Origin of the sequence: Enterococcus quebecensis (assembly GCF_001730365.1) — a bacterium.
Taxonomy (GTDB): Bacteria; Bacillota; Bacilli; order Lactobacillales; family Enterococcaceae; genus Enterococcus_L; species Enterococcus_L quebecensis.
Genome location: NZ_MIKB01000017.1, coordinates 23,832 through 43,383, shown reverse-complemented (window position 1 = coordinate 43,383; position 19,552 = coordinate 23,832). Strand labels below are relative to the sequence as shown.

General features: G+C 34.4%; 14 protein-coding genes and 1 other annotated feature. Of the genes, 5 read left to right on the top strand and 9 right to left on the bottom strand.

From position 1 onward, the window contains the following. Nucleotides 1-10: 10 nt before the first annotated feature. The 3 genes from trpX to BCR23_RS12765 form a co-directional block, all read right to left on the bottom strand. On the bottom strand, nt 11-1,000 hold the full coding sequence (gene trpX, locus BCR23_RS12775; RefSeq protein WP_069635881.1) for a tryptophan ABC transporter substrate-binding protein: 990 nt from the start codon (nt 998-1,000) through the stop codon (nt 11-13). A gap of 370 nt (nt 1,001-1,370) precedes the next feature. Beyond that, on the bottom strand, nt 1,371-1,952 hold the full coding sequence (locus tag BCR23_RS12770; protein ID WP_069635880.1) for a GNAT family N-acetyltransferase: 582 nt from the start codon (nt 1,950-1,952) through the stop codon (nt 1,371-1,373). A 112-nt stretch (nt 1,953-2,064) separates the two neighbouring features. Further along, on the bottom strand, nt 2,065-2,733 hold the full coding sequence (locus tag BCR23_RS12765; RefSeq protein ID WP_069635879.1) for a hypothetical protein: 669 nt from the start codon (nt 2,731-2,733) through the stop codon (nt 2,065-2,067). A 215-nt stretch (nt 2,734-2,948) separates the two neighbouring features. Next, nucleotides 2,949-3,196, top strand: a binding site (T-box leader). Between the two features lie 67 nt (nt 3,197-3,263). Between BCR23_RS12765 and BCR23_RS12760 the strand changes: the two genes are divergently transcribed. The 3 genes from BCR23_RS12760 (at nt 3,264) to efbA (ending at nt 7,483) form a co-directional block, all read left to right on the top strand. Further along, on the top strand, nt 3,264-4,382 hold the full coding sequence (locus BCR23_RS12760; protein ID WP_069635878.1) for a 5-methyltetrahydropteroyltriglutamate--homocysteine S-methyltransferase: 1,119 nt from the start codon (nt 3,264-3,266) through the stop codon (nt 4,380-4,382). Between the two features lie 19 nt (nt 4,383-4,401). After that, on the top strand, nt 4,402-5,526 hold the full coding sequence (locus BCR23_RS12755; protein ID WP_069635877.1) for a 5-methyltetrahydropteroyltriglutamate--homocysteine S-methyltransferase: 1,125 nt from the start codon (nt 4,402-4,404) through the stop codon (nt 5,524-5,526). A 250-nt stretch (nt 5,527-5,776) separates the two neighbouring features. Next, the gene (gene efbA, locus BCR23_RS12750; RefSeq protein ID WP_069635876.1) at nt 5,777-7,483 is read left to right on the top strand and encodes a fibronectin-binding protein EfbA; all 1,707 of its coding nucleotides are present in this window, start codon (nt 5,777-5,779) and stop codon (nt 7,481-7,483) included. Between the two features lie 20 nt (nt 7,484-7,503). Here efbA and BCR23_RS12745 read toward each other — a convergent pair whose 3' ends face one another. Both BCR23_RS12745 and BCR23_RS12740 read right to left on the bottom strand, forming a co-directional pair. Further along, the gene (locus tag BCR23_RS12745) at nt 7,504-9,315 is read right to left on the bottom strand and encodes a penicillin-binding transpeptidase domain-containing protein (RefSeq protein WP_083241970.1); all 1,812 of its coding nucleotides are present in this window, start codon (nt 9,313-9,315) and stop codon (nt 7,504-7,506) included. 523 nt (nt 9,316-9,838) lie between these two features. Then, nucleotides 9,839-11,287, bottom strand: coding sequence for a DEAD/DEAH box helicase (locus tag BCR23_RS12740; RefSeq protein ID WP_069635874.1), 1,449 nt, complete (start codon nt 11,285-11,287; stop codon nt 9,839-9,841). Nucleotides 11,288-11,575: 288 nt separating this feature from the next. Between BCR23_RS12740 and BCR23_RS12735 the strand changes: the two genes are divergently transcribed. Further along, nucleotides 11,576-12,211 (top strand): DUF998 domain-containing protein, encoded by a 636-nt coding sequence (locus BCR23_RS12735; RefSeq protein ID WP_069635873.1) that lies wholly within the window; start codon nt 11,576-11,578, stop codon nt 12,209-12,211. Nucleotides 12,212-12,483: 272 nt separating this feature from the next. Here the strand turns inward: BCR23_RS12735 and BCR23_RS12730 are convergent, their stop codons facing one another. The 4 genes from BCR23_RS12730 to BCR23_RS12715 form a co-directional block, all read right to left on the bottom strand. Beyond that, nucleotides 12,484-13,194 (bottom strand): alpha/beta hydrolase, encoded by a 711-nt coding sequence (locus BCR23_RS12730; RefSeq protein WP_240482560.1) that lies wholly within the window; start codon nt 13,192-13,194, stop codon nt 12,484-12,486. 301 nt (nt 13,195-13,495) lie between these two features. Continuing rightward, nucleotides 13,496-14,479, bottom strand: coding sequence for an aldo/keto reductase (locus tag BCR23_RS12725; protein WP_069635871.1), 984 nt, complete (start codon nt 14,477-14,479; stop codon nt 13,496-13,498). A 118-nt stretch (nt 14,480-14,597) separates the two neighbouring features. Beyond that, the gene (locus BCR23_RS12720; protein WP_069635870.1) at nt 14,598-15,011 is read right to left on the bottom strand and encodes a MerR family transcriptional regulator; all 414 of its coding nucleotides are present in this window, start codon (nt 15,009-15,011) and stop codon (nt 14,598-14,600) included. Between the two features lie 437 nt (nt 15,012-15,448). Beyond that, entirely contained in the window at nt 15,449-16,600 is a 1,152-nt protein-coding gene (locus BCR23_RS12715; protein ID WP_069635869.1) for a hydroxymethylglutaryl-CoA synthase, read from the bottom strand. Between the two features lie 185 nt (nt 16,601-16,785). Between BCR23_RS12715 and BCR23_RS14550 the strand changes: the two genes are divergently transcribed. After that, nucleotides 16,786-19,206: a hydroxymethylglutaryl-CoA reductase, degradative gene (locus tag BCR23_RS14550; RefSeq protein WP_083241969.1), complete on the top strand. Its 2,421-nt coding sequence runs from the start codon at nt 16,786-16,788 to the stop codon at nt 19,204-19,206. Nucleotides 19,207-19,552: the final 346 nt, after the last annotated feature.

The following is a 19,552-nucleotide window of genomic DNA, read 5'->3' as shown; positions in this document are numbered from 1 at the left end:
CTCCTTATGCTTATTCGATGATTTTCGCTTTTGAACGAATAGTTTCAGGTATTGAAATGCCTAATCTATCCGCTTGTTTTTGATTAATAATGATATCTCCTGTTTTAAATGTATAAACTGGAGTCGTTGCAGGCTTTGCTTTTCCTGATAAAATATCAGCTGCCATCTTACCTGTTTGAACCCCTAAGTCATATTGATTGATTCCAACTGTTGCTACTCCCCCTTGTTCCACCATTGTGTCTACTGATGGAATAATGGGTGTTTTGGTTTTGTCAGCTTCATTAACTACGGTCTGCATTGCATTGGCAATTGTATTATCCGTTGGAATATAAATAACGTCAACTTCTCTTGCCATCACTTGAACTGTTTGAGCAATTTCATTACTAGAAGGAACTGCAAAGGTTTTGACACTCAACCCTTTTTTCTCAGCAACTCTTTTTGCTTCTTCTACCTGATATTTTGAATTTTCCTCAGATGATGCATATAAAATTCCAATTTTTTTACTTTGAGGCAAAATTTCAGACACTAAGTCAAACTGCGCGTCAACAGGTGATTTATCACTAACACCAGTTATATTTCCTCCCGGTCTTTGATTATCTTTTACAAGTCCCGCACTCACCGGATCAGTAATTGCTCCTAATACAATAGGAATCTCTGATGTTGTATTAGCAAGCGCCTGAGCTGCTGGGGTGGCTATACCAATCAAAACATCTGATTTTTTTTCTTGCACCAGTTGTTGGCTCATAGTAGCTAACTTACTTTGATCAGCTTGTCCGTTTTGAAAAGCAATTGTCATATTTTTACCATCTTCATACCCTTTTTCTTTCAATCCTGCTTGAATCCCTTTATAAATTTGGTCTAAGGCCGGATGACTAACAAATTGTAGCACGCCTACTGTCGGTAGATTTTCTTTAGCCGTTTCTTTCTTTTCTACAAAAAATGAAGCAATTAAAAAGACAACAATAATTATTACAACGATCGATAAGCGGTTTTTTCTCATTTCTTTTCCTCCTACTATAAAAAATAAATAAAAATGAAGTAACAATATTCAAATAAAAAAACAACGACAAATCCTAAAAAGGAGCGGTCGTTGTTTTATAAACAAAAACCACATAGATCCATCATCTATGCGGTCAAAAATTCAACTTGAACAAACCAACATAGATACAAAATTTAGAATTTGTCTTCTAAAGTTGCATCTATGAGAGTATCATACATACAACTATCTACGCCAGTTTTGCCATGAATTATTCAATTGGTTGATTGGGTTGGATAGTCTGTTCATGTAATCACTCCTATAGTTTTCTATTAAGATAAGTTTACACCAACTATAATTTGTTCGTCAAGTCTAAAAATGTTCAAAACCTTACCTATAGTGAATTTAATTTTCTTGGTCTTTTTAACTTTCTCCGATAACTCCAACTATCTTTTTGTTCATTAAATGGATAGAATTTTAAACTTGTAAACATTTTTTGGGAAGCTTTATTCCAATTAAAAATTTCACTTACGGTCATATACTCTCGGCCCATTTTTTTCGATTTAAACAGAAAATATTTTGTAACTATTCGTCCAATATGACGATTACGATATTCTTGATCAATAACAATTGCATAATCATCTTCAGCTAACCAGACATCCCCAATTGTTTGAAAACGACTACCTCTATTATATTCAATATAATAAAGTAAGCCATGTTCATTTTGCCATGTATACATTTGGTTAATTTCTTCTTTTGTGTAGGTCATTTTTACACCAACGATATTATACATGCTTTCTGGATCCTGATACCATTTTAGTGATTCTTTTCGAATGTTATCAAAGGGAACGAGGCGAATCTTTTCATTGATTCTGACTTTTTTTGATGAATTATGTTTGAAAGAGGACTCAGAGTTGGGCTGAGTCCTCTTTTTTAGTATATCTATTGCCAAAGTCCGCCATTTAGTACTTTTCACGTCGATCACTTCTCACGTATACACGCTGTAATTTAGGTGTGATTATAAAAAGTCCCAATAAAATGAATAGAATAAATCCTTCCATATTAAGCCCTTCTTTCTGATGATATGTTTATTGTGCAAACGAATCAGTTTCAACAGATTGCTCAACTGCTCCTTCTTGCCCAGTCGATTGCGATTCTGACGTTGTTTGCGTCGTCTGTGTCGTTGTAGGTGGAGCAGATGATGCTGGAGGGTGAATAGTTTGTCCCATACTTGACAATGGTAACTGATTTAATTCAGTTATAAGCATAGTCTTCGCATCATAATTTTCGCTGATAGACAATCTATTTTTCTCTTTTCCATTTTCAAAGAAAATAATCGTCACTTCATCTTTTTTAATATTATATTTACTTTCGATTGTCTGTGCATCATAAACAATTGGATAAATGTAAATACTATGATTGAAGTCTTTCATTTGTTTAGAATCTTTTAGAATATCGATAACTTTCTGATAAGTTTTTCCACTAGGAGCTGAGAATAAAACAGTCATTGCTGTTTTTTCGCTGATTTCTGTATCGGCTGTTTTCGCATCTAAATAATTTGCTTTTTTAGCTAACTTTTCTTCGCTTACTAAAGAATTAATCTCAGAAGCGCGAATATTCGCTTGTACTTTTGGTACGATGATAAATAAACCAATAATCAATACAACGATTATAGCCAAAATAATTGCAGTAAGCTTTTTCTGTCTATTTAAAGAAGCCACGAAATCGTCTTTAACATCAATAAAATTTTTCTTCATGTTTTCTCTCCTCTACAACTTATATGTTTATTATACTAATACTTCTTACCTTTGCCTAGTATAACAAATAATACCTCTCATAGTTTTAATAAAAAAATGCGCTGTTATTTATTTTTTAATATATAAATGTGAAGAAACTACAATCATAAAACACAAATTCCAGTTGTTGACAAAAACACCCCCCTAGCCTATACTTTGGTTAATTACGAATACATTAGAAAACTATGAAAAGAAGAGTACTGTTTTTATAAAATTAATGAGAGAGTCTCGGAAGCTGAAAAGAGATAATTTTGAAGAACAGGAAGATGGTCTTTTCGTTAGCGTTGGTGAATACTTATTTAGCTAACGCTGGGAGCGCCCATTACAGCGTCATGGTATTGATTATTATGATCTGTCCCTATTGAGGAAAATCTTGTGAGAGATTTTTAAATTAAAGGTGGTAACACGACTCGTCGTCCTTTACTTTTGAACAAAGTATTGGGCTTTTTTTGTATTTTTCAATAAGTCAAATCAAAAATGGAGGAATAATCATGGGAAACACTAACTCAAAAGCCCCTTTCCGCTACGACACCGTAGGCAGTTTTTTACGTCCAGAGGCATTAAAAGATGCTCGGTCAAAATACACTGCTGGTGATATTTCTAAAGAAGAACTACAGGAGGTAGAAGATCAGGCGATTATTACTTTGATCGAAAAACAAAAAGCTGCCGGTCTTCTTGCCGTAACAGATGGTGAATTTCGTCGCCGTTGGTGGCATCTCGACTTCATCGCAGGTCTGAACGGTATTACTGTTTATGATTTTCAAACGACTGCTTTTGGTATCACAACGAATGCACAAGGAACCTATGTTAGCGGGCCTTTATCTTTTTCAAGAAATCATCCGTTTCTTGATCATTTTCGCTTTACTCAAAAACATGCCTCTCCTACTTTAGCTAAACAAACAATTCCTGGTCCAAATATGATTTTTTTAGATTCATTGATTTTGTCAAAGCAATACCACGAAAATCCCGTTTACCTCTCTTTAGAGACATTTAAAATAGATTTGATCAACACTTACCAAGACATTATTCAAGCATTTTATGATGCTGGTTGTCGTTACTTGCAACTGGATGACACAAGTTGGGGTGGATTATTTGATGAACGCTTCCGTAAGTTGATCCAAGCGAACGGCCTAGATGCTGATCAACTACTGACTGATTTTCAAGAGGTAACAGAAAAATCTTTAGAAAATAAACCAGACGATCTTGTTGTAACATTTCATTTTTGTAAAGGTAACTTTCAGTCACACTGGCTTTATAACGGCACTTATGAAACAATTGCCCAAAATTTATTTTCAATCACTGCATTTGACGGCTTCTTCTTAGAATATGACGATGAACGTTCTGGTGGATTTGAGCCTTTGAAAGAATTAAAAGATCAGCGAGTCGTTCTAGGATTGATTACAACTAAAAATGGTGAACTTGAGGACCCTCTGGTTATCGAAAAACGAATCAAAGAAGCAAGTAAATTTGTTCCTTTGGATCAAATTTGTTTATCTCCACAATGCGGCTTTGCTTCAACACAAGAAGGCAATCATTTGACCGAAGAAGACCAGTGGAAGAAAATTAAACTTGTAGAAACAATTGCTAAAAATGTTTGGCATGATGCTTAATTTAAAAGGAGGAAATAATATGACAGCAATCAAAGATATCCCATTTCGTTACGATCAGGTCGGCAGCTTTTTACGTCCTGAAAAATTAAAAAAAGCGAGAGAACAATTTGCAAATCATGAAATCTCAGCAGAAACATTAAAACAAATTGAAGATCAGGCGATTATCGAATTGATCGATAAACAAACTCAACTAGGTTTAAAAGCGATAACAGATGGTGAATTTCGTCGTAGTTGGTGGCACTTAGATTTTCTTTGGGGCTTAAATGGCATTAAACAAACAACACCTAACGATGGCTACCAATTTAACAAAGTTAAAACCAGAGCTGCTTCCTATGAATTTATAGATACCGTATCATTTAATCCGAACCATCCTTTTTTTGAGGCTTTTACTTTTTTAAAAGAACATACGCCTAAAGGAATTTTTTCTAAAGCATCTATCCCTTCTCCCACTCTATTGTTCAATCGAAAAAGTAGTAGTACATTTATTCCAGAAAATTATCAAGACGAAACTTCTTTTATTAATGATCTAGTCCAAACATATCAACAAACCATTCAAAAATTTTATGACTTGGGCTGTCGCTATCTTCAATTAGACGATACTTCTTGGGGAATGTATACAGGATTTATCGAAAATGCTAAAACAGAGACAGAAATTGAACAATGGCACTATCAATGTAACGCTGGCGTGACGGTTATCAACCAGCTTCTTGCGAATTTACCGAAGGACTTGACGATTACCATGCATGTTTGTCGTGGTAATTATAAATCCGATTGGGCGATTGCAGGTCCTTATGACCATGTTGCTGATTATTTAGCTGAGTTAAACATAGATGGCTATTTCTTAGAATATGATGATGAACGTTCTGGCGGATTTGAACCGTTAGCTCAAATTCATAAAAATGATCCAGCTAAAAAAATCGTTTTAGGATTAGTCACGTCGAAGTTTCCCCAATTGGAATCACAAGACAGTCTAGTCAAACGAATAACAGAAGCAACCAATTATGCCCCTCTTGAAAATCTTTGTCTTTCTCCGCAGTGCGGTTTTGCGTCTACAGAAGAAGGGAATTATTTAACCGAAGATGAACAATGGGCAAAAGTACAACTAGTGATTGATACTGCGAAAAAAGTTTGGCATGATGCTTAACCAAAAAACAAGAAGCTGCTAACTAAACTCAGCTTCTTGTTTTTTTACTGATGAATAGCTTGATGTATCCTCACTTTTCAACAGACTGAATTGGAGTTAAATAATAGACCAGTCTAAATTAGAAAGCAATCATAACATAAAAGAAATTAAACAATTTCACATTCTTCGACTTTTATTTCCCACTTCCTTTATAAATAAAAAGAACTCCGTTATAATAATACTATTACGAATAAAGAATTGAGGGATGTTTATGTCATTTGATGGCGTATTTACTCATGCAATGGTCTCGGAATTATCTGAGGCATTAATTACAGGCCGAATTTCAAAAATTCATCAGCCATATGAAAATGAAATTATTCTAGTTATCCGCACAAAAGGAAAAAATCATAAATTACTTTTATCCGCTCACCCAAGCTATACTCGGGTACAGCTGACTGAAATCGCTTATGCAAATCCTGAAACACCACCGAATTTTGTTATGATGCTTCGCAAATTCCTTGAAGGGGCTATCTTGGAACAGATTCATCAAATTGATAACGACCGAGTCATCCACTTTACCTTTACAAAACGCGATGAACTCGGTGATTTACAAAATATCGCTTTAATTGTTGAATTAATGGGCAGACATAGTACGATCGTTTTGATGAACAAAGAAAATGGAAAAATATTAGATGCTATCAAACATATCGGCAGCTCACAAAATAGTTATCGTTCTTTACTGCCTGGTGTTGAATACATTGATCCACCTAAACAAGACCAACAAAATCCTTTCTTAGCAAGCAAAGAAAAAGTCTTTGAGATTCTTTCAAAAACTAGCGAGCTCAACGGTAAATATTTGCAAAGTCACTTTCAAGGACTTGGAAAAGATACCGCTGATGAACTAGCCTTTCGTTTAAATGAACGACCAAATGAAAAAATGCTTGTTTGGCAGACATTCTGGTCTACACTTGAAAGTCAGACTATCCCGACATTGACCTTAAGTGAGAAAAAGGAGTATTTTACCCCTCTTCCATTTGTTTCCCTCGAAGGAAAACAAGAAAATTTTGACTCACTTAGCGAGTTGTTAGATGCTTTTTATGGTGGAAAAGCAGAAAAAGACCGAGTTAAACAACAAGGTGGCGAATTGATTCATAAAATTGAAAATGAGTTGAAACGTAATCAAAGTAAAGTTGTAAAACTCAAAAAAACATTAGCAGATACAGAACATGCCGAAAACTATCGACGTGACGGCGAGCTTTTAACAACCTTCATGGCGCAGGTTCCTAAAGGTGCCGAGTTTGTTGAACTGCCGAATTATTATGAAGAAGATCAATTACTAAAAATAAAATTAAATCCCGCACTTACGCCGAATCAAAATGCACAAAAATATTTTCAAAAATACCAAAAGCTTAAAAATGCGGTCAAAGTCGTTCATGGACAAATACAACAAGCAGAACAAGAAATTAGTTACTTAGAATCAGTTTTATCTCAATTAGAAATCGCAGGTCCGATGGACATTGAAACGATCCGTGAAGAATTGATTGAACAAGGGTACGTCAAAAGACGAGGATCTAAAAAACAAAAGCAACCGAAAAAAAGTAAACCAGAAGAATTTTATTCAAGTGACGGCAGTCTGATTCTTGTTGGTCGTAACAATCTGCAAAATGATCAACTGACTCTCAGAACAGCCAAAAAAACCGATATTTGGCTACATGCAAAAGATATCCCTGGCTCCCATGTAATCATTAAAGATACCGATCCATCAGATGAGACATTATTACAGGCAGCTAATCTGGCAGCTTATTACTCTAAATATCGTTTATCAGCCCAAGTTCCTGTTGATTATGTACAGGTCAAACATGTTCATAAGCCAAACGGAGCCAAACCTGGATATGTCATTTATGAAAATCAAAAAACGCTCTATGTCACGCCTAATGAAGAATTATTAGAAACATTAAAAACGAACACTCCTCAATAAGAGGTATGTTCGTTTTTTCTTTAATCACGAGCAACGATTGCCCGTTGTACTAATTTATTCGATACGTCGGAAATGATCTGATTTGCGGATATCCCTTGCAATAGTGGTTTTTTGATTGTCATATAGAAAATGTACTTAGGATCTTCTGTTGGTGTGATTGTAACCACTGAATGTAGATAATCTTGTTTTTGATAACCACCATTTTCAAAAAATTCAGCTGTTCCTGTTTTGGCAGACACGTTTAATCCTTCTATCGCATATTCACGACCTTTGCCATATTTAGGATCTACCGTAACATCTTTCATATACTGTAAAACTTTATCAGCAGTTTCGCTGGATATGGGTGTTCCTACCGTCTCTGGTTGAATCGTTTTTTCTTGTCCATCTGCAGAAACAATTTTACTGATAATATTTGGTTTTAACATATTGCCGCCATTAGCAATCGCAGTATATGCCTGAAGCATTTGTAAGTGAGTCACAGAAATTCCTTGTCCATAAGAGGTCATTGCTCTATCAACTGTGGTTTTATTCTGAATCTCTCCAACTGCTTCTCCAGCCAAACCTAAATTTGTGCTTTTACCAAAACCAAATTTTGTAAGATAATTTTGCCACAAATCTGGCATTCGCTCCTGAAGGGTCACCATCCCTACATTACTTGACCAAGCCAATCCTTGTCTAAAAGTCATATTCCCCTCACCTACACCGTTATTCCAATCATTAATTGTTGTATCATCAATTTTTATGTTCCCCGAGGCAAATTGCTCACTTTCATTGAATTTATTTTCTTCGATTGCACTTGCTATCATCATACTTTTCATAGTAGATCCAGGTTCATAGACATCTTCTAAAAGGATATTACGCCAACTAACATTAAGTTCCTCCAACCCTTTTTTCGTATCTAATTCAAAAGATGGTCGTTGAGATGTTGCTAATATATTGCCGGTTTTTGCCTCCATTAGGGTTGCTGTGATATTTTCTGGTTGGTAGGTTTTCGCCGCATTATCTAATTGTTCTTCTAGATAAAATTGTAGATTACTGTCTATCGTTGTATAGACATCGCTTCCATCCACTTGTTTTGTTTCTTTCACACTTCCAGGTTTTACATCTCCGAGTGATGAATTGTTTTCATAACTCCTAGAACCATTTTTACCCGATAATTGTTTGTTGTAGGAGCCTTCAATTCCCATGATCCCCTGCTCATTTCCCTTATCATCTTGCTGAGTATAACCAATAAAATAAGACGCAAAATTGCCAACTTGATAACTTCGTTTTTTTTCTTCTTTAAAATAAATACCTGAAATTTTTTTCTGCTTTAATTCTTCTTCAATATTTCTTTTCGTTTCAAAATTTAAATTTCTACCATTTGTTCCGAATTCAACAGTTGTGATAGCTTCTCCCTCTTTATTTACACTAGGTTTTAATTGCTTTAAAGTCATTGCCTTATCAATTTTTACATATTTTTCAAAGATTTCTGAAATTGCTGGCCAATCTCTTTCTTGAACATATAATTTCTTGCCATTTAAATCAGTATAGTTTGTATCTAAGATAGCATATAAAGAAAATGCACTTGAGTCTTCTGCTATTACATTACCATCTCTATCAAAAATAGAGCCACGTTTGGCCTCAAGAGTCTCGTGAACTTCATAAAGCTCTTTTGTCTTTTCTTTTAAAGAAACACCTGCAACCTTACCTGTTATTACAATATGCGAGAGTCTTGTCACAAACAGCAGAAATAAACCAATTGTTAAAAATAATAAGATTACACTCATACGCTTACGGTTTTTTATTGTTGAAAGGTTACGACTATTAATCCAATTTTTTATTTTTTTCATTCTCATTTATCCTCAAATCATTCATGAACTTTTTGCAAACTATTCAACAAAATAGTTGTTCTCTTAATTATAATTTATAGGAAAATTAATTGTGATTAACAACAACTTTCTTAATGGAAATTTAATTAGATTTCATTTACACATTAATCGTTATAAACCCTAAGTTGTTTTTATGATTTGAATCGAATGATTAAAAGATTTATAGTTTGAAGTGTATTTAAATCAAAAGAGTGATTTCATCGGAAAAAGAAACCGTTATCATTATAAAGGTAATCGAAGTGAAGTAACGCTCATCCCCCCTTCTCCCTCAGCAAATCCAACTTGCTCCTGCAATAAACGATTCAGAATATAATGTTGTGATTAAGATATACTATAATCATTTTAATCATGCTCAAATCCAAATAAACAATGATGGAAAGACAGCTCCAAGAAATAAGCCGAAATTCGCTCAAAATTGAAAGAATCATTTTGGGAAATTCCAGCTTATTTCTTGGAGCTAAACTTTTTTTTCTTATCTTTTTAATTATTTTTTTCGGGCAACATGTACTTTTAACTGTTTCCCTTTAATCGTGCGTTCTTTCATTGCTTGTATGACCAGTGAACCTTTACCATTTAAAATATCAATGTACGTCACGTTTTCTTGAATCGTAATGATTCCAATATCTTCAGCTCTGACACCTTCTATCTTTGAAATCGTCCCGACAAAGTCAAGTGCTCGCAACTTCTTTTTCTTCCCGCCATTAAAGTAAACTTTTGTGATTTCTTCGTTTAGACGTTTGGCTTTTTGATCTTTTTGCTTTTGCTTGGTTGTAATTTTCTTCTCAAAAGCAGCCTTACTTCTTGTCACTAGTTTGGAATTAGGTAAGGTAATTCGATTCATGGAAAATCTGCCATAGCCTTCAATTTCTTTTCTAAGTTGCTCTTCTTTTGAGGTAACAAATGTCAATGCAAATCCTTCTCTACCTGCACGACCAGTTCTTCCTACTCGATGGATATAACTTTCTTTTTCAAATGGAACATCCAGATTAATAACATGAGTGATGTTTTCAATATCGATTCCTCTAGCTGCCACATCTGTCGCCACTAGGTACCGAAACTTCCCTTTTCTAAAAGCATCCATTACGTCAAAACGATCTTCTTGCATCATTCCACCATGTAACTTGCCAACAGGATAACCTGCTTCAACAAGAAATTCATAAGTATCATCTACTTTTCCTTGCGTGTTACAAAAAATAATACAGGTATCTGGATTCTCAACAATCGTCATAGCTTCCAAGGCAGCTAACTTATTTTCTTCTGTTACATCTAAATAAGCATGTTGAATTTTAGGAATTGTCTGTTCGGTTGCTTCAATTTTTACTACCGTTGGTTCATGTAAATAGGAACTGCTCATCTGCTCAATGGTTTCAGGCATCGTTGCAGAAAATAAAAGTGTATGTTTGGCTTTAGGTAAAGCTTTAATAATCTCTTTGACTTGGTCAATAAAGCCCATATTCAACATTTCATCAGCTTCATCAATGACCAAGTAATCAATTTTTTCAATAGGCAATGTTCCTTTAATTAGATGATCCACTACACGACCTGGTGTTCCAACTACTATATGGCTTTTTTGTTTTAGTTCAGATTTTTGTTTAATAAAAGAAGCTTTCCCAAAAACAGCCGTTGCTTTGATTCGTTTATACCTGCCAATATTGATTAAATCTTCTTGAACTTGCTGCGCCAATTCTCTGGTAGGTTCCAAAACAAGTACTTGAGGTTTATTTTCGACCCAATTCACTTTTTCGCAAAGAGGGATACCAAAACTTGCTGTTTTACCACTACCAGTTTGAGACTGGACCAGTACATCTTTTCCTTCTAAAACTGCTGGAATCACAGCTTGTTGAACAGCTGTTGGTGTTTCATAACCTAAATCAGAAACAGCATTTAAGATAACTTCACTTAGTGGGTATCTATCAAAATTATTTTTATTCATTATTTCCCCAATCTACTATTTAATTGATCAACTCATTTTCTATAATGATAAAACTAGTTCATTTAGCATGAATTTTAATGTAACTAAATTGTTCAAATTTTACCTTTTCATATTAGCCTCAGCTAGTTATTATCCATGAAAAACCTCTGAACTGCAAGAGGTTGAATTATTATTCTAATTTAAATTAGAGTCTGTCACTTTATAATGCATTATTCAATCCTTATTTTTCTTAAAAAAGTAACTTTATAGTAAAATAGCACTAAGTATAATAGCAAAGAAGGAATTTCCGTGAACGTGTTAAAAAAATATGGTTTTCTTACTATGATTCTGGTCATTATCAGTGAATTAACTGTCCCTTGGATTTTGATTCATTTTTATTCTGGTTATAACCCAGTTACAATGTTGATCAGCGATTTTGGTGAAGACGGCAGTCCTACAAAAGTTGCCTTTAAAATTTGGCAACTCATAGATGGTAGTTTATTTCTTCTAACCATTCCAAGTTTTTATGAAAGGTTTAAAAACACGTCAAAACCACTAGCTAATTGGCTTAGTGTCATGATGGCCACTTTTGCAATTGGTGATTGTTTTATTACAGGGATTTTTGACCGATCAACAAACTTAGACAAGATGGCGATTGAATCACTAATCCACGATTATGCATCAGGAGCTGGATTCGTTGCTCTTCTATTAGCTATTCTAATCTTGATCAAGCTCTATCGTGTAGAGAATCATCATTCCTTTGTTACAAAACTCATAATAATTTTTATTATTTCAGCCTGTTTTATGTTTTTATTTGCTGCACCAAAAATCCCAATTATTAATCAACTTAATATTCCATATCGCGGCCTTTGGCAACGGGTAAATTTACTGTTTTTATATTTACCATTTTTGTTTGTGTCATTTAAAAATCTACGGTTTCAGTAGTTGATTCGTCTAATCGTTGTATTCCAACTATTTTCCAACATTCTAAAAAGACTTTTTAATCAGTGGGCTTTTTTCGGCTTCTGCCAGTAAAAGTCTTTTTTAAAAACATTTTTTCTCACGCTTTTTTAAAGTCTTTTCATTCTCTTCCTCTGTAATTCCAGTTATACAAAAAGACTTTTTATATTAATGAAAACTTTTTAGTATTTGTGCTTAATTTTGCTTGTCTAATTCTGGATAATGAACAGAAAAATCCTCATACTAGTATTTTCTATCTAGTTAATGAGGATAAATTTTTTAATGTCTTCCACTGCCAGATTTTTATTTTCTCCTAAAAATAACTGATGCCGTCCATTTTCATACATTTTCAAAGATACTTGTGCATTACTAGCTTTCGCCAAATAGTATGCACTTTTATAATATGTAGTTTCGTCTTTTCTATTTTGTAAAATAAGTATTTTTTTATTCGATAATGTCAGAGTTTTTCTTTTCAATTTTTTCTTTGTTTTTTTTAACAACGATAAAAACTGTAGACAGGAGCGAATAGATGCCGTCTTAGCTGAACGAAAATAATAGTCTAATTTTTCTTGTTTTTTATAGAATAAACCTTGTACGATATCTTGTAGGATAACGTTGGCATTATAAAGATAAATTGGCGTACTACACAAAATTAGTTGATCCACTGATTTTCGTTCAGATACCTGAATCGTCAGTAATCCCCCCATTGAAAAACCAATACAAGTGATATGTGTATATTCTTGTTCCAGCTCCTCTAACTTCCTATCGACATCAGCTAACCATTGATCAGAGGTAGCATTTGAAAAACTTTGTTTATTTCCATCATGTCCAGTTAATTGAATCCAAAATGAATCCATTTTATTTTGTCTTAAATGTTCATGTAAATAAAGAATCTCATTCTCATTACCACCAAATCCATGAATAATCAATATTGCTCTTTCTTTCATATACCCTACTTTCTTCCACATGATGCTCTTTCACAGTAACTGCTTTACGATGTGAACAAGACCATTAAAAATACTGTTTGATTTTTGTTTCTTACTTAGTAAGTTTATCCTGATTTCTCCTAATAATTGTTTTTTTTAATTAAGTTTAATAAAAAATTAGCATCTAATTATTGGATCTCTAAATATAAAAGGAAGTAAAACATTAAGAAACCCTTGTTCTACCTCCTGTCATATCAAATATAATCTATTCTAGTCACCAAAAATTTCTTTTGCGACCATAAATGCTAACCATGTCTCCAATTATTTATCAATTTATCCCTGCTTATTTATGTCCAACAATAGCGTGAGGAACATAAGGTTCTTCTAAAAACATCACTTCTTTTTGAGTCAAAATTAAATCTAAAGCTGGAATCGCATTAGTCAAATGACTTTCTTTGGTTGCGCCAATGATTGGTGCGACAACTTGTTCTTTTTGAAGTAACCAAGCAAGAGCAATTTGCACGCGTTCTACTCCACGTTTTTCTGCGATCTCTGCGACTCTTTCAACGATTATGTGATCTTGATCAGCAGTTATATCATATTTTGACATTGCAGTTTGATCTGTTTCAAATCGTTTGGTTGATGCGCTCCAATCACGAGTCAAACGTCCAGAAGCCAATGGACTATATGGTGTAACAGCAATTTTTTGATCCTCACATAGTGGCAGCATTTCTCTTTCTTCTTCGCGGTATAATAGATTTAAATGATTTTGCATGGAAACAAATTTTGTCCAACCATTTTTTTCTGCTACTGCTTGCGCTTTCGCAAATTGCCAAGCAAACATAGCAGATGCGCCAAGATAACGAACTTTTCCTGATTTCACTACGTCATGCAAAGCCTCCATGGTTTCTTCGATTGGTGTATTGTAATCCCAACGATGGATGATGTATAAGTCTACATAATCCATACCTAGACGTTCTAAACTAGCATCAATTTGATGGAAGATTTCTTTTCTTGAAAGTCCTCCGCTATTTGGTACATCCTTTTTCATCGTAGTAAATAATTTTGTCGCAACAACAATTTCATCACGATTAGCATATTCATTCAGAGCTTTGCCAAGAATCCTTTCACTAGCTCCATAAGAATAAACATTGGCTGTATCAAAGAAATTGATCCCTAAATCAAGAGCTTTTTTGATAACTTTTCTACTCTCTTCCTCTTCCAGAACCCACTCATGAAAACCACTATTGGGATCGCCAAATCCCATTGCACCTAAACAAAGTCTTGAAACTTCCATCCCTGTATTGCCAAATTTTACGTAGTTCATTTAGTTTCCTCCTTATAATAAATTACTATTCTTATCAATAAATATAGTTTAACTCTTAAAGTGAACTCTAAGTCAAGAACTTTATTTAAGAAATAAAAAGGCTTCTAAACTAAAATGTTTAGAAGCTGGTAATTTTTTGTTCTCTGTTTTGATTAAAATCTCTTAATGCATTTTCCGCTGGAATCATGTGTTCATCATAATTGGCCAATTTAAACTCTAATCGTTCAATAGCTGTGTTTAATTCAGACGCTTTTTCTTTTAATTCTGTGATTTGGAGGGCAATGATTTCTTTGCGTGCAGAAACCGTTTCATTCCCAACTTGAAATAAAGTTAGATACTTCACCAAAGACTCAATGGACAAGCCTGCATTTCTCATCTGTCTACTAAAAACAAGCCAACGTAAGTCTTCTTCGTCAAAGTCTCTAATCCCGCTAACACTACGTTTCACTGGTGGAATCAAGCCAATTCGTTCATAATACCTGATAGTATCAGCAGAAACACCGCTTAGTTCGCTGACCTTTTTTATATTCATGTCCTTTCCTCCTTAACTCTCTCTTAAAACCTCTCTTCATTTACATTATAAACCAAATTTTTCCTCCTTTACAAATTATCTTGTTGACTTAGAATTCATTTAAAAACGTAAAATAGCTTTACAATAAACAGTTGAAAGTCCGAATTATGATTGAACGAGCTATTTCAGATAAAATTATCGGAAAATGCCATTATTTTCGACAAAGAAAAAAAGTCAGAAACGTCTTTTCTAGCACGTTTCTGACTCACTTTTATCCTTAATCACTTAATCTAGACTTACCTCTTGTCGAACAATCACCCAAGTACTATTTCTACAACTTGATAATCGTAAATTATTATTCCTTTTTCTCTAAATTAATCGAAGCGTTAATTTTTTTCAATTTAGAATAGCTCAAAAGAAATACTAAGAAATTTTTTCTTCGTTTGTTTTTCAGAAAATTACGCTTCTTTGTACATTCTGACTGTATTTGAAATAGTAGCTATGCTATAAAGTAAAGAATCCTTATATTCTTTATCCACATTAACATCCAAACTATCATTAAACATCTCTTCATAGTCATTAATTGATAACCTTTTTCGCTCGGTCAATTGTTTCTGATGACGATCTTTTAATAATTCTTTTTGATAACCATCAACAAGGGTCCCACTAAAGAATTCTGCTACAGTACCAGAACCGTAACTAAACAGTCCTACTTGGTCTCCGGCATTTAACTGACCATTTTCCAACAAAGAAATCAGACCAAGATACAAAGAACCAGTATACAAATTACCGATTTGTCTACTATACACAATACTTGCTTCATATTGCTCTAGAATTCGTTCTTGTTCTTCTGATGGTTCATTCTCCAATGCAGCTAATAAGGCTTTTTTCCCCATTTTTGTATACGGTATATGGAAAGTTAGTGCATGAAAATCAGCAAACGATTTTTTATACCGACGTCGATATTCGTCCCATACTTTTTGAAAAGCTTGAATATATGTTTCATTAGATAACTGTCCATCAACCATTGGATAATCGTGCCCTACCGGACGCCAAAAATCATAGATATCTTGCGTTAATGCCACACTATCATCATTCAATTGTAAAATTCTTGGTTCAGCCGAAACTAACATAGCAACTGCCCCAGCCCCTTGTGTGGGTTCACCACCAGAAGCCAATCCGTATTTTGCAATATCAGAAGCAACGACTAATACCTTACTTTCAGGATGATTTTGAATATGAGATACCGCATACTGCAAAGCAGCAGTTCCTGCGTAGCAGGCTTCTTTTATTTCAAATGCACGAGCAAATGGTTGAATATTTAACAAACGATGTAAAACCACTGCTGAGGCCTTAGACTCGTCTATACTGGATTCAGTACCCACAATTACCATGTCGATTTGCTTTTTATCCTCATCAGTTAAAATATTTTTTGCAGCGTTTGCGGCAAAAGTCACGATGTCTTGTGTCTTTTTATTAACTGCCATCTTATCTTGTCCAATACCGATATGAAATTTATTTGGATCTACCTCTCTTGCCAAAGCTAAATCGGTCATATCTACGTAGTATGGTGGTACAAAGAAACTGATTTTATCTATGCCAACGTTCATCGTATATCTCCTTTATCGTTATTCTCAATTCACTACATAGTATAATTTATCATAAATTCGAGCAACATTGTTAGAAAAAAGAACAATTTAAAATTTGTTAAAGAATTTCAGAAGTTTTTTTAATATGGTTTATAGAGTATTCTTTTTTCACAAAGCATGGTATATTTCATAGTGGAGGTGACGTCGTGGAAATCGTAATTATCGACGCCTTGAGAACGCCCATAGGTAAGTATCGAGGACAATTAAAATCATTATCTGCAGTTGAGCTTGGAACAGCTGTTACAAAAGAGTTACTTACAAGGAATACAAAGGCAGCAGAACATATAAAACAAGTTATTTTCGGAAATGTATTACAAGCTGGCAATGGGCAAAACCCTGCAAGACAAATTGCTATCAACAGTGGATTAAGCTACGAAGTCCCTGCATTCACCGTAAATGAAGTTTGTGGATCAGGAATGAAAGCAATCAGCTTAGCAAAACAAGCCATTCAATTAGGGGAAGCAGATGTTGTATTGGCTGGTGGAACAGAAAGTATGACAACTGCTCCCGCTATCACTTATAAAGAAGATGACACTTATTCAAAACCAGCTCCAACTATGATGGTTGATGGTTTAACAGATGCTTTTAGCGGAAAAGCTATGGGACTGACAGCAGAAAATGTTGCTGAGCAATTCAATATAACACGAAAAATGCAAGATGCATTCGCAACCCACTCACAAATGAAAGCAACCAAAGCACAAGATGAAGGAAAATTTTTAAAAGAAACCCTACCTTTAACCATTGATGACAACATCATTACGCAAGATGAAGGAATTCGGAAAGATACAACCTTAGAAAAATTAAGTACTTTAAAAACGGTTTTCAAAGACAATGGATCTGTCACAGCGGGAAATGCGTCAACAATCAGTGATGGTGCTTCTGCAATGTTATTGACATCAAAAGCTTTTGCTGAAAAACATCAACTTCCCTACATTGCAATCGTCAAGGATGTTACTGAAATCGGAATTGACCCAAGCATAATGGGCATTTCACCAATTAAAGCTATTCAATCCTTATTGCATCGTAATAATATGACAATTGAAGACATTGATTTATTTGAAATCAATGAAGCTTTTGCAGCATCGTCTATTGTTGTTCAAAATGAATTACAGATTCCAGATGAAAAGCTTAACATTTGGGGCGGAGGCATCAGCCTAGGTCATCCTATTGGCGCTTCTGGAACACGAATTGTGTCAACTCTAGCAAGACAATTGGAAGACACAAATAATCAATATGGCATCGCCTCACTTTGTGTTGGTGGCGGTCTAGGGCTCGCTATTCTTATTGAGCGCCCTTTAAAAAAAAATAAAAAAAAAAAAATTTACCAACTATCCAGAGATGAACGCTTAACTTTCTTACAAGAACTTGGAAATCTTTCTCTTGAAAACAGACAAGAGTTAGAAATTATCTCTTTAGATGAAGATATTGCTAATCACTTAATAGAAAACCAAATCAGTGAAATGGCTCTGCCAATGGGCGTTGTCACGGATGTTTTAGTGAATGAAAAAAGTTATACTGTTCCTATGGCAACAGAAGAACCCTCAGTTATTGCCGCATGTAGTAATGGGACTAAAATGATTCGAAATTGTGGTGGTATTCAAAGTAAACTGTCTGAAGGTCTATTAAGAGGTCAAATTGTCTTTATGAATGTTACAGATCAAATACACATAAAAGAAAAAATTGATCAATCCACGGAAGAAATTTTCATTCAAGCTGAAAAAAGTTACCCCTCTATTGTAAAGCGTGGAGGCGGATTAAAACGAATCCAAGTTCGTCAATTTCCAGAGGACGATAGCTTTTTATCAGTAGATTTACTTGTTGATACAAAAGATGCTATGGGTGCCAATATTCTAAACTCTATTTTAGAAGGCGTAGCCGATTTATTCCGTCAATGGTTTGATGACGAGATTCTATTTAGTATTTTAAGTAATTACGCAACAGAGTCTCTAGTAACGGCTACATGTGAAGTTGATTTTTCCAGCTTGAGCAAAACAGGAGATTTAGAAGCCGGAAAGCTAGTTGCTGAAAAAATTGCAGCTGCTTCACAATTAGCTCAGATAGACCCTTATCGCGCAACGACTCACAATAAAGGAATTATGAATGGTATTGAGGCTGTGGTTTTGGCAACAGGTAATGACACTCGTGCTGTAGCAGCATCCGCTCATGCCTATGCTGTAAAAGGAAAATATAGAGGTTTGAGTGAATGGAAACTTACCGCAGATGGATTAACCGGTACAATAGAATTACCACTAGCTATTGGAACAGTTGGTGGCGCAATTAGTGTATTACCCAAAGCTCAAGCAGCTTTAGAACTATTAAATGTTACCACTTCAAAAGAATTAGCAGAAGTAATCGCCGCTGTCGGTTTAACACAAAATCTTGCTGCATTACGCGCTTTAGTTACAGACGGTATCCAAAAGGGTCATATGTCCTTACAAGCTCGTTCCTTAGCTATGTCTATCGGTGCAAAAGGCTCAGAAATTGACCTCATTGCTGAAAAACTAAAATCTGGTTTAATGAATCAAGAACAGGCATTAGCATTTTTGTTAGAATTAAGACAGTCATAAGATTCGTTATAGCTCCTCTCTTTCTAAAAGACCTCTTATTACTATCAAGAGAAAATTTATACGCATAGAGTATATCAAATAAACTGTATAAATAGCCGATTACACATGTGCTACTTATACAGTTTATTTAAGTTCGTTCTTTTTCTAACTGCTTGCGTTTTAAAATATATCACTAATGATAATTATAAATAATTTCCTAATTATCAAATAAATTCAATTTAACACTATTTTCTTTTCTTTTTTTTACTTTTTTTATCATTTTCCATTTAAAACTGGTACAATTACTTTTGAGGTGAAAATAGTGGTTTTATCAATACTTTTCTTTGTTTCAGCAATTTTCTCGTTA

Coding starts and splice junctions, on each gene's coding strand:
- efbA (WP_069635876.1), top strand. CDS start 5,777: ATGTCATTTGATGGCGTATTTACTCATGCAATGGTCTCGGAATTATCT.
- BCR23_RS12765 (WP_069635879.1), bottom strand. CDS start 2,733: ATGAAGAAAAATTTTATTGATGTTAAAGACGATTTCGTGGCTTCTTTA.
- BCR23_RS12745 (WP_083241970.1), bottom strand. CDS start 9,315: ATGAAAAAAATAAAAAATTGGATTAATAGTCGTAACCTTTCAACAATA.
- BCR23_RS12760 (WP_069635878.1), top strand. CDS start 3,264: ATGGGAAACACTAACTCAAAAGCCCCTTTCCGCTACGACACCGTAGGC.
- BCR23_RS12725 (WP_069635871.1), bottom strand. CDS start 14,479: ATGAACTACGTAAAATTTGGCAATACAGGGATGGAAGTTTCAAGACTT.
- BCR23_RS12715 (WP_069635869.1), bottom strand. CDS start 16,600: ATGAACGTTGGCATAGATAAAATCAGTTTCTTTGTACCACCATACTAC.
- BCR23_RS12755 (WP_069635877.1), top strand. CDS start 4,402: ATGACAGCAATCAAAGATATCCCATTTCGTTACGATCAGGTCGGCAGC.
- BCR23_RS12730 (WP_240482560.1), bottom strand. CDS start 13,194: ATGTGGAAGAAAGTAGGGTATATGAAAGAAAGAGCAATATTGATTATT.
- BCR23_RS12720 (WP_069635870.1), bottom strand. CDS start 15,011: ATGAATATAAAAAAGGTCAGCGAACTAAGCGGTGTTTCTGCTGATACT.
- trpX (WP_069635881.1), bottom strand. CDS start 1,000: ATGAGAAAAAACCGCTTATCGATCGTTGTAATAATTATTGTTGTCTTT.
- BCR23_RS12740 (WP_069635874.1), bottom strand. CDS start 11,287: ATGAATAAAAATAATTTTGATAGATACCCACTAAGTGAAGTTATCTTA.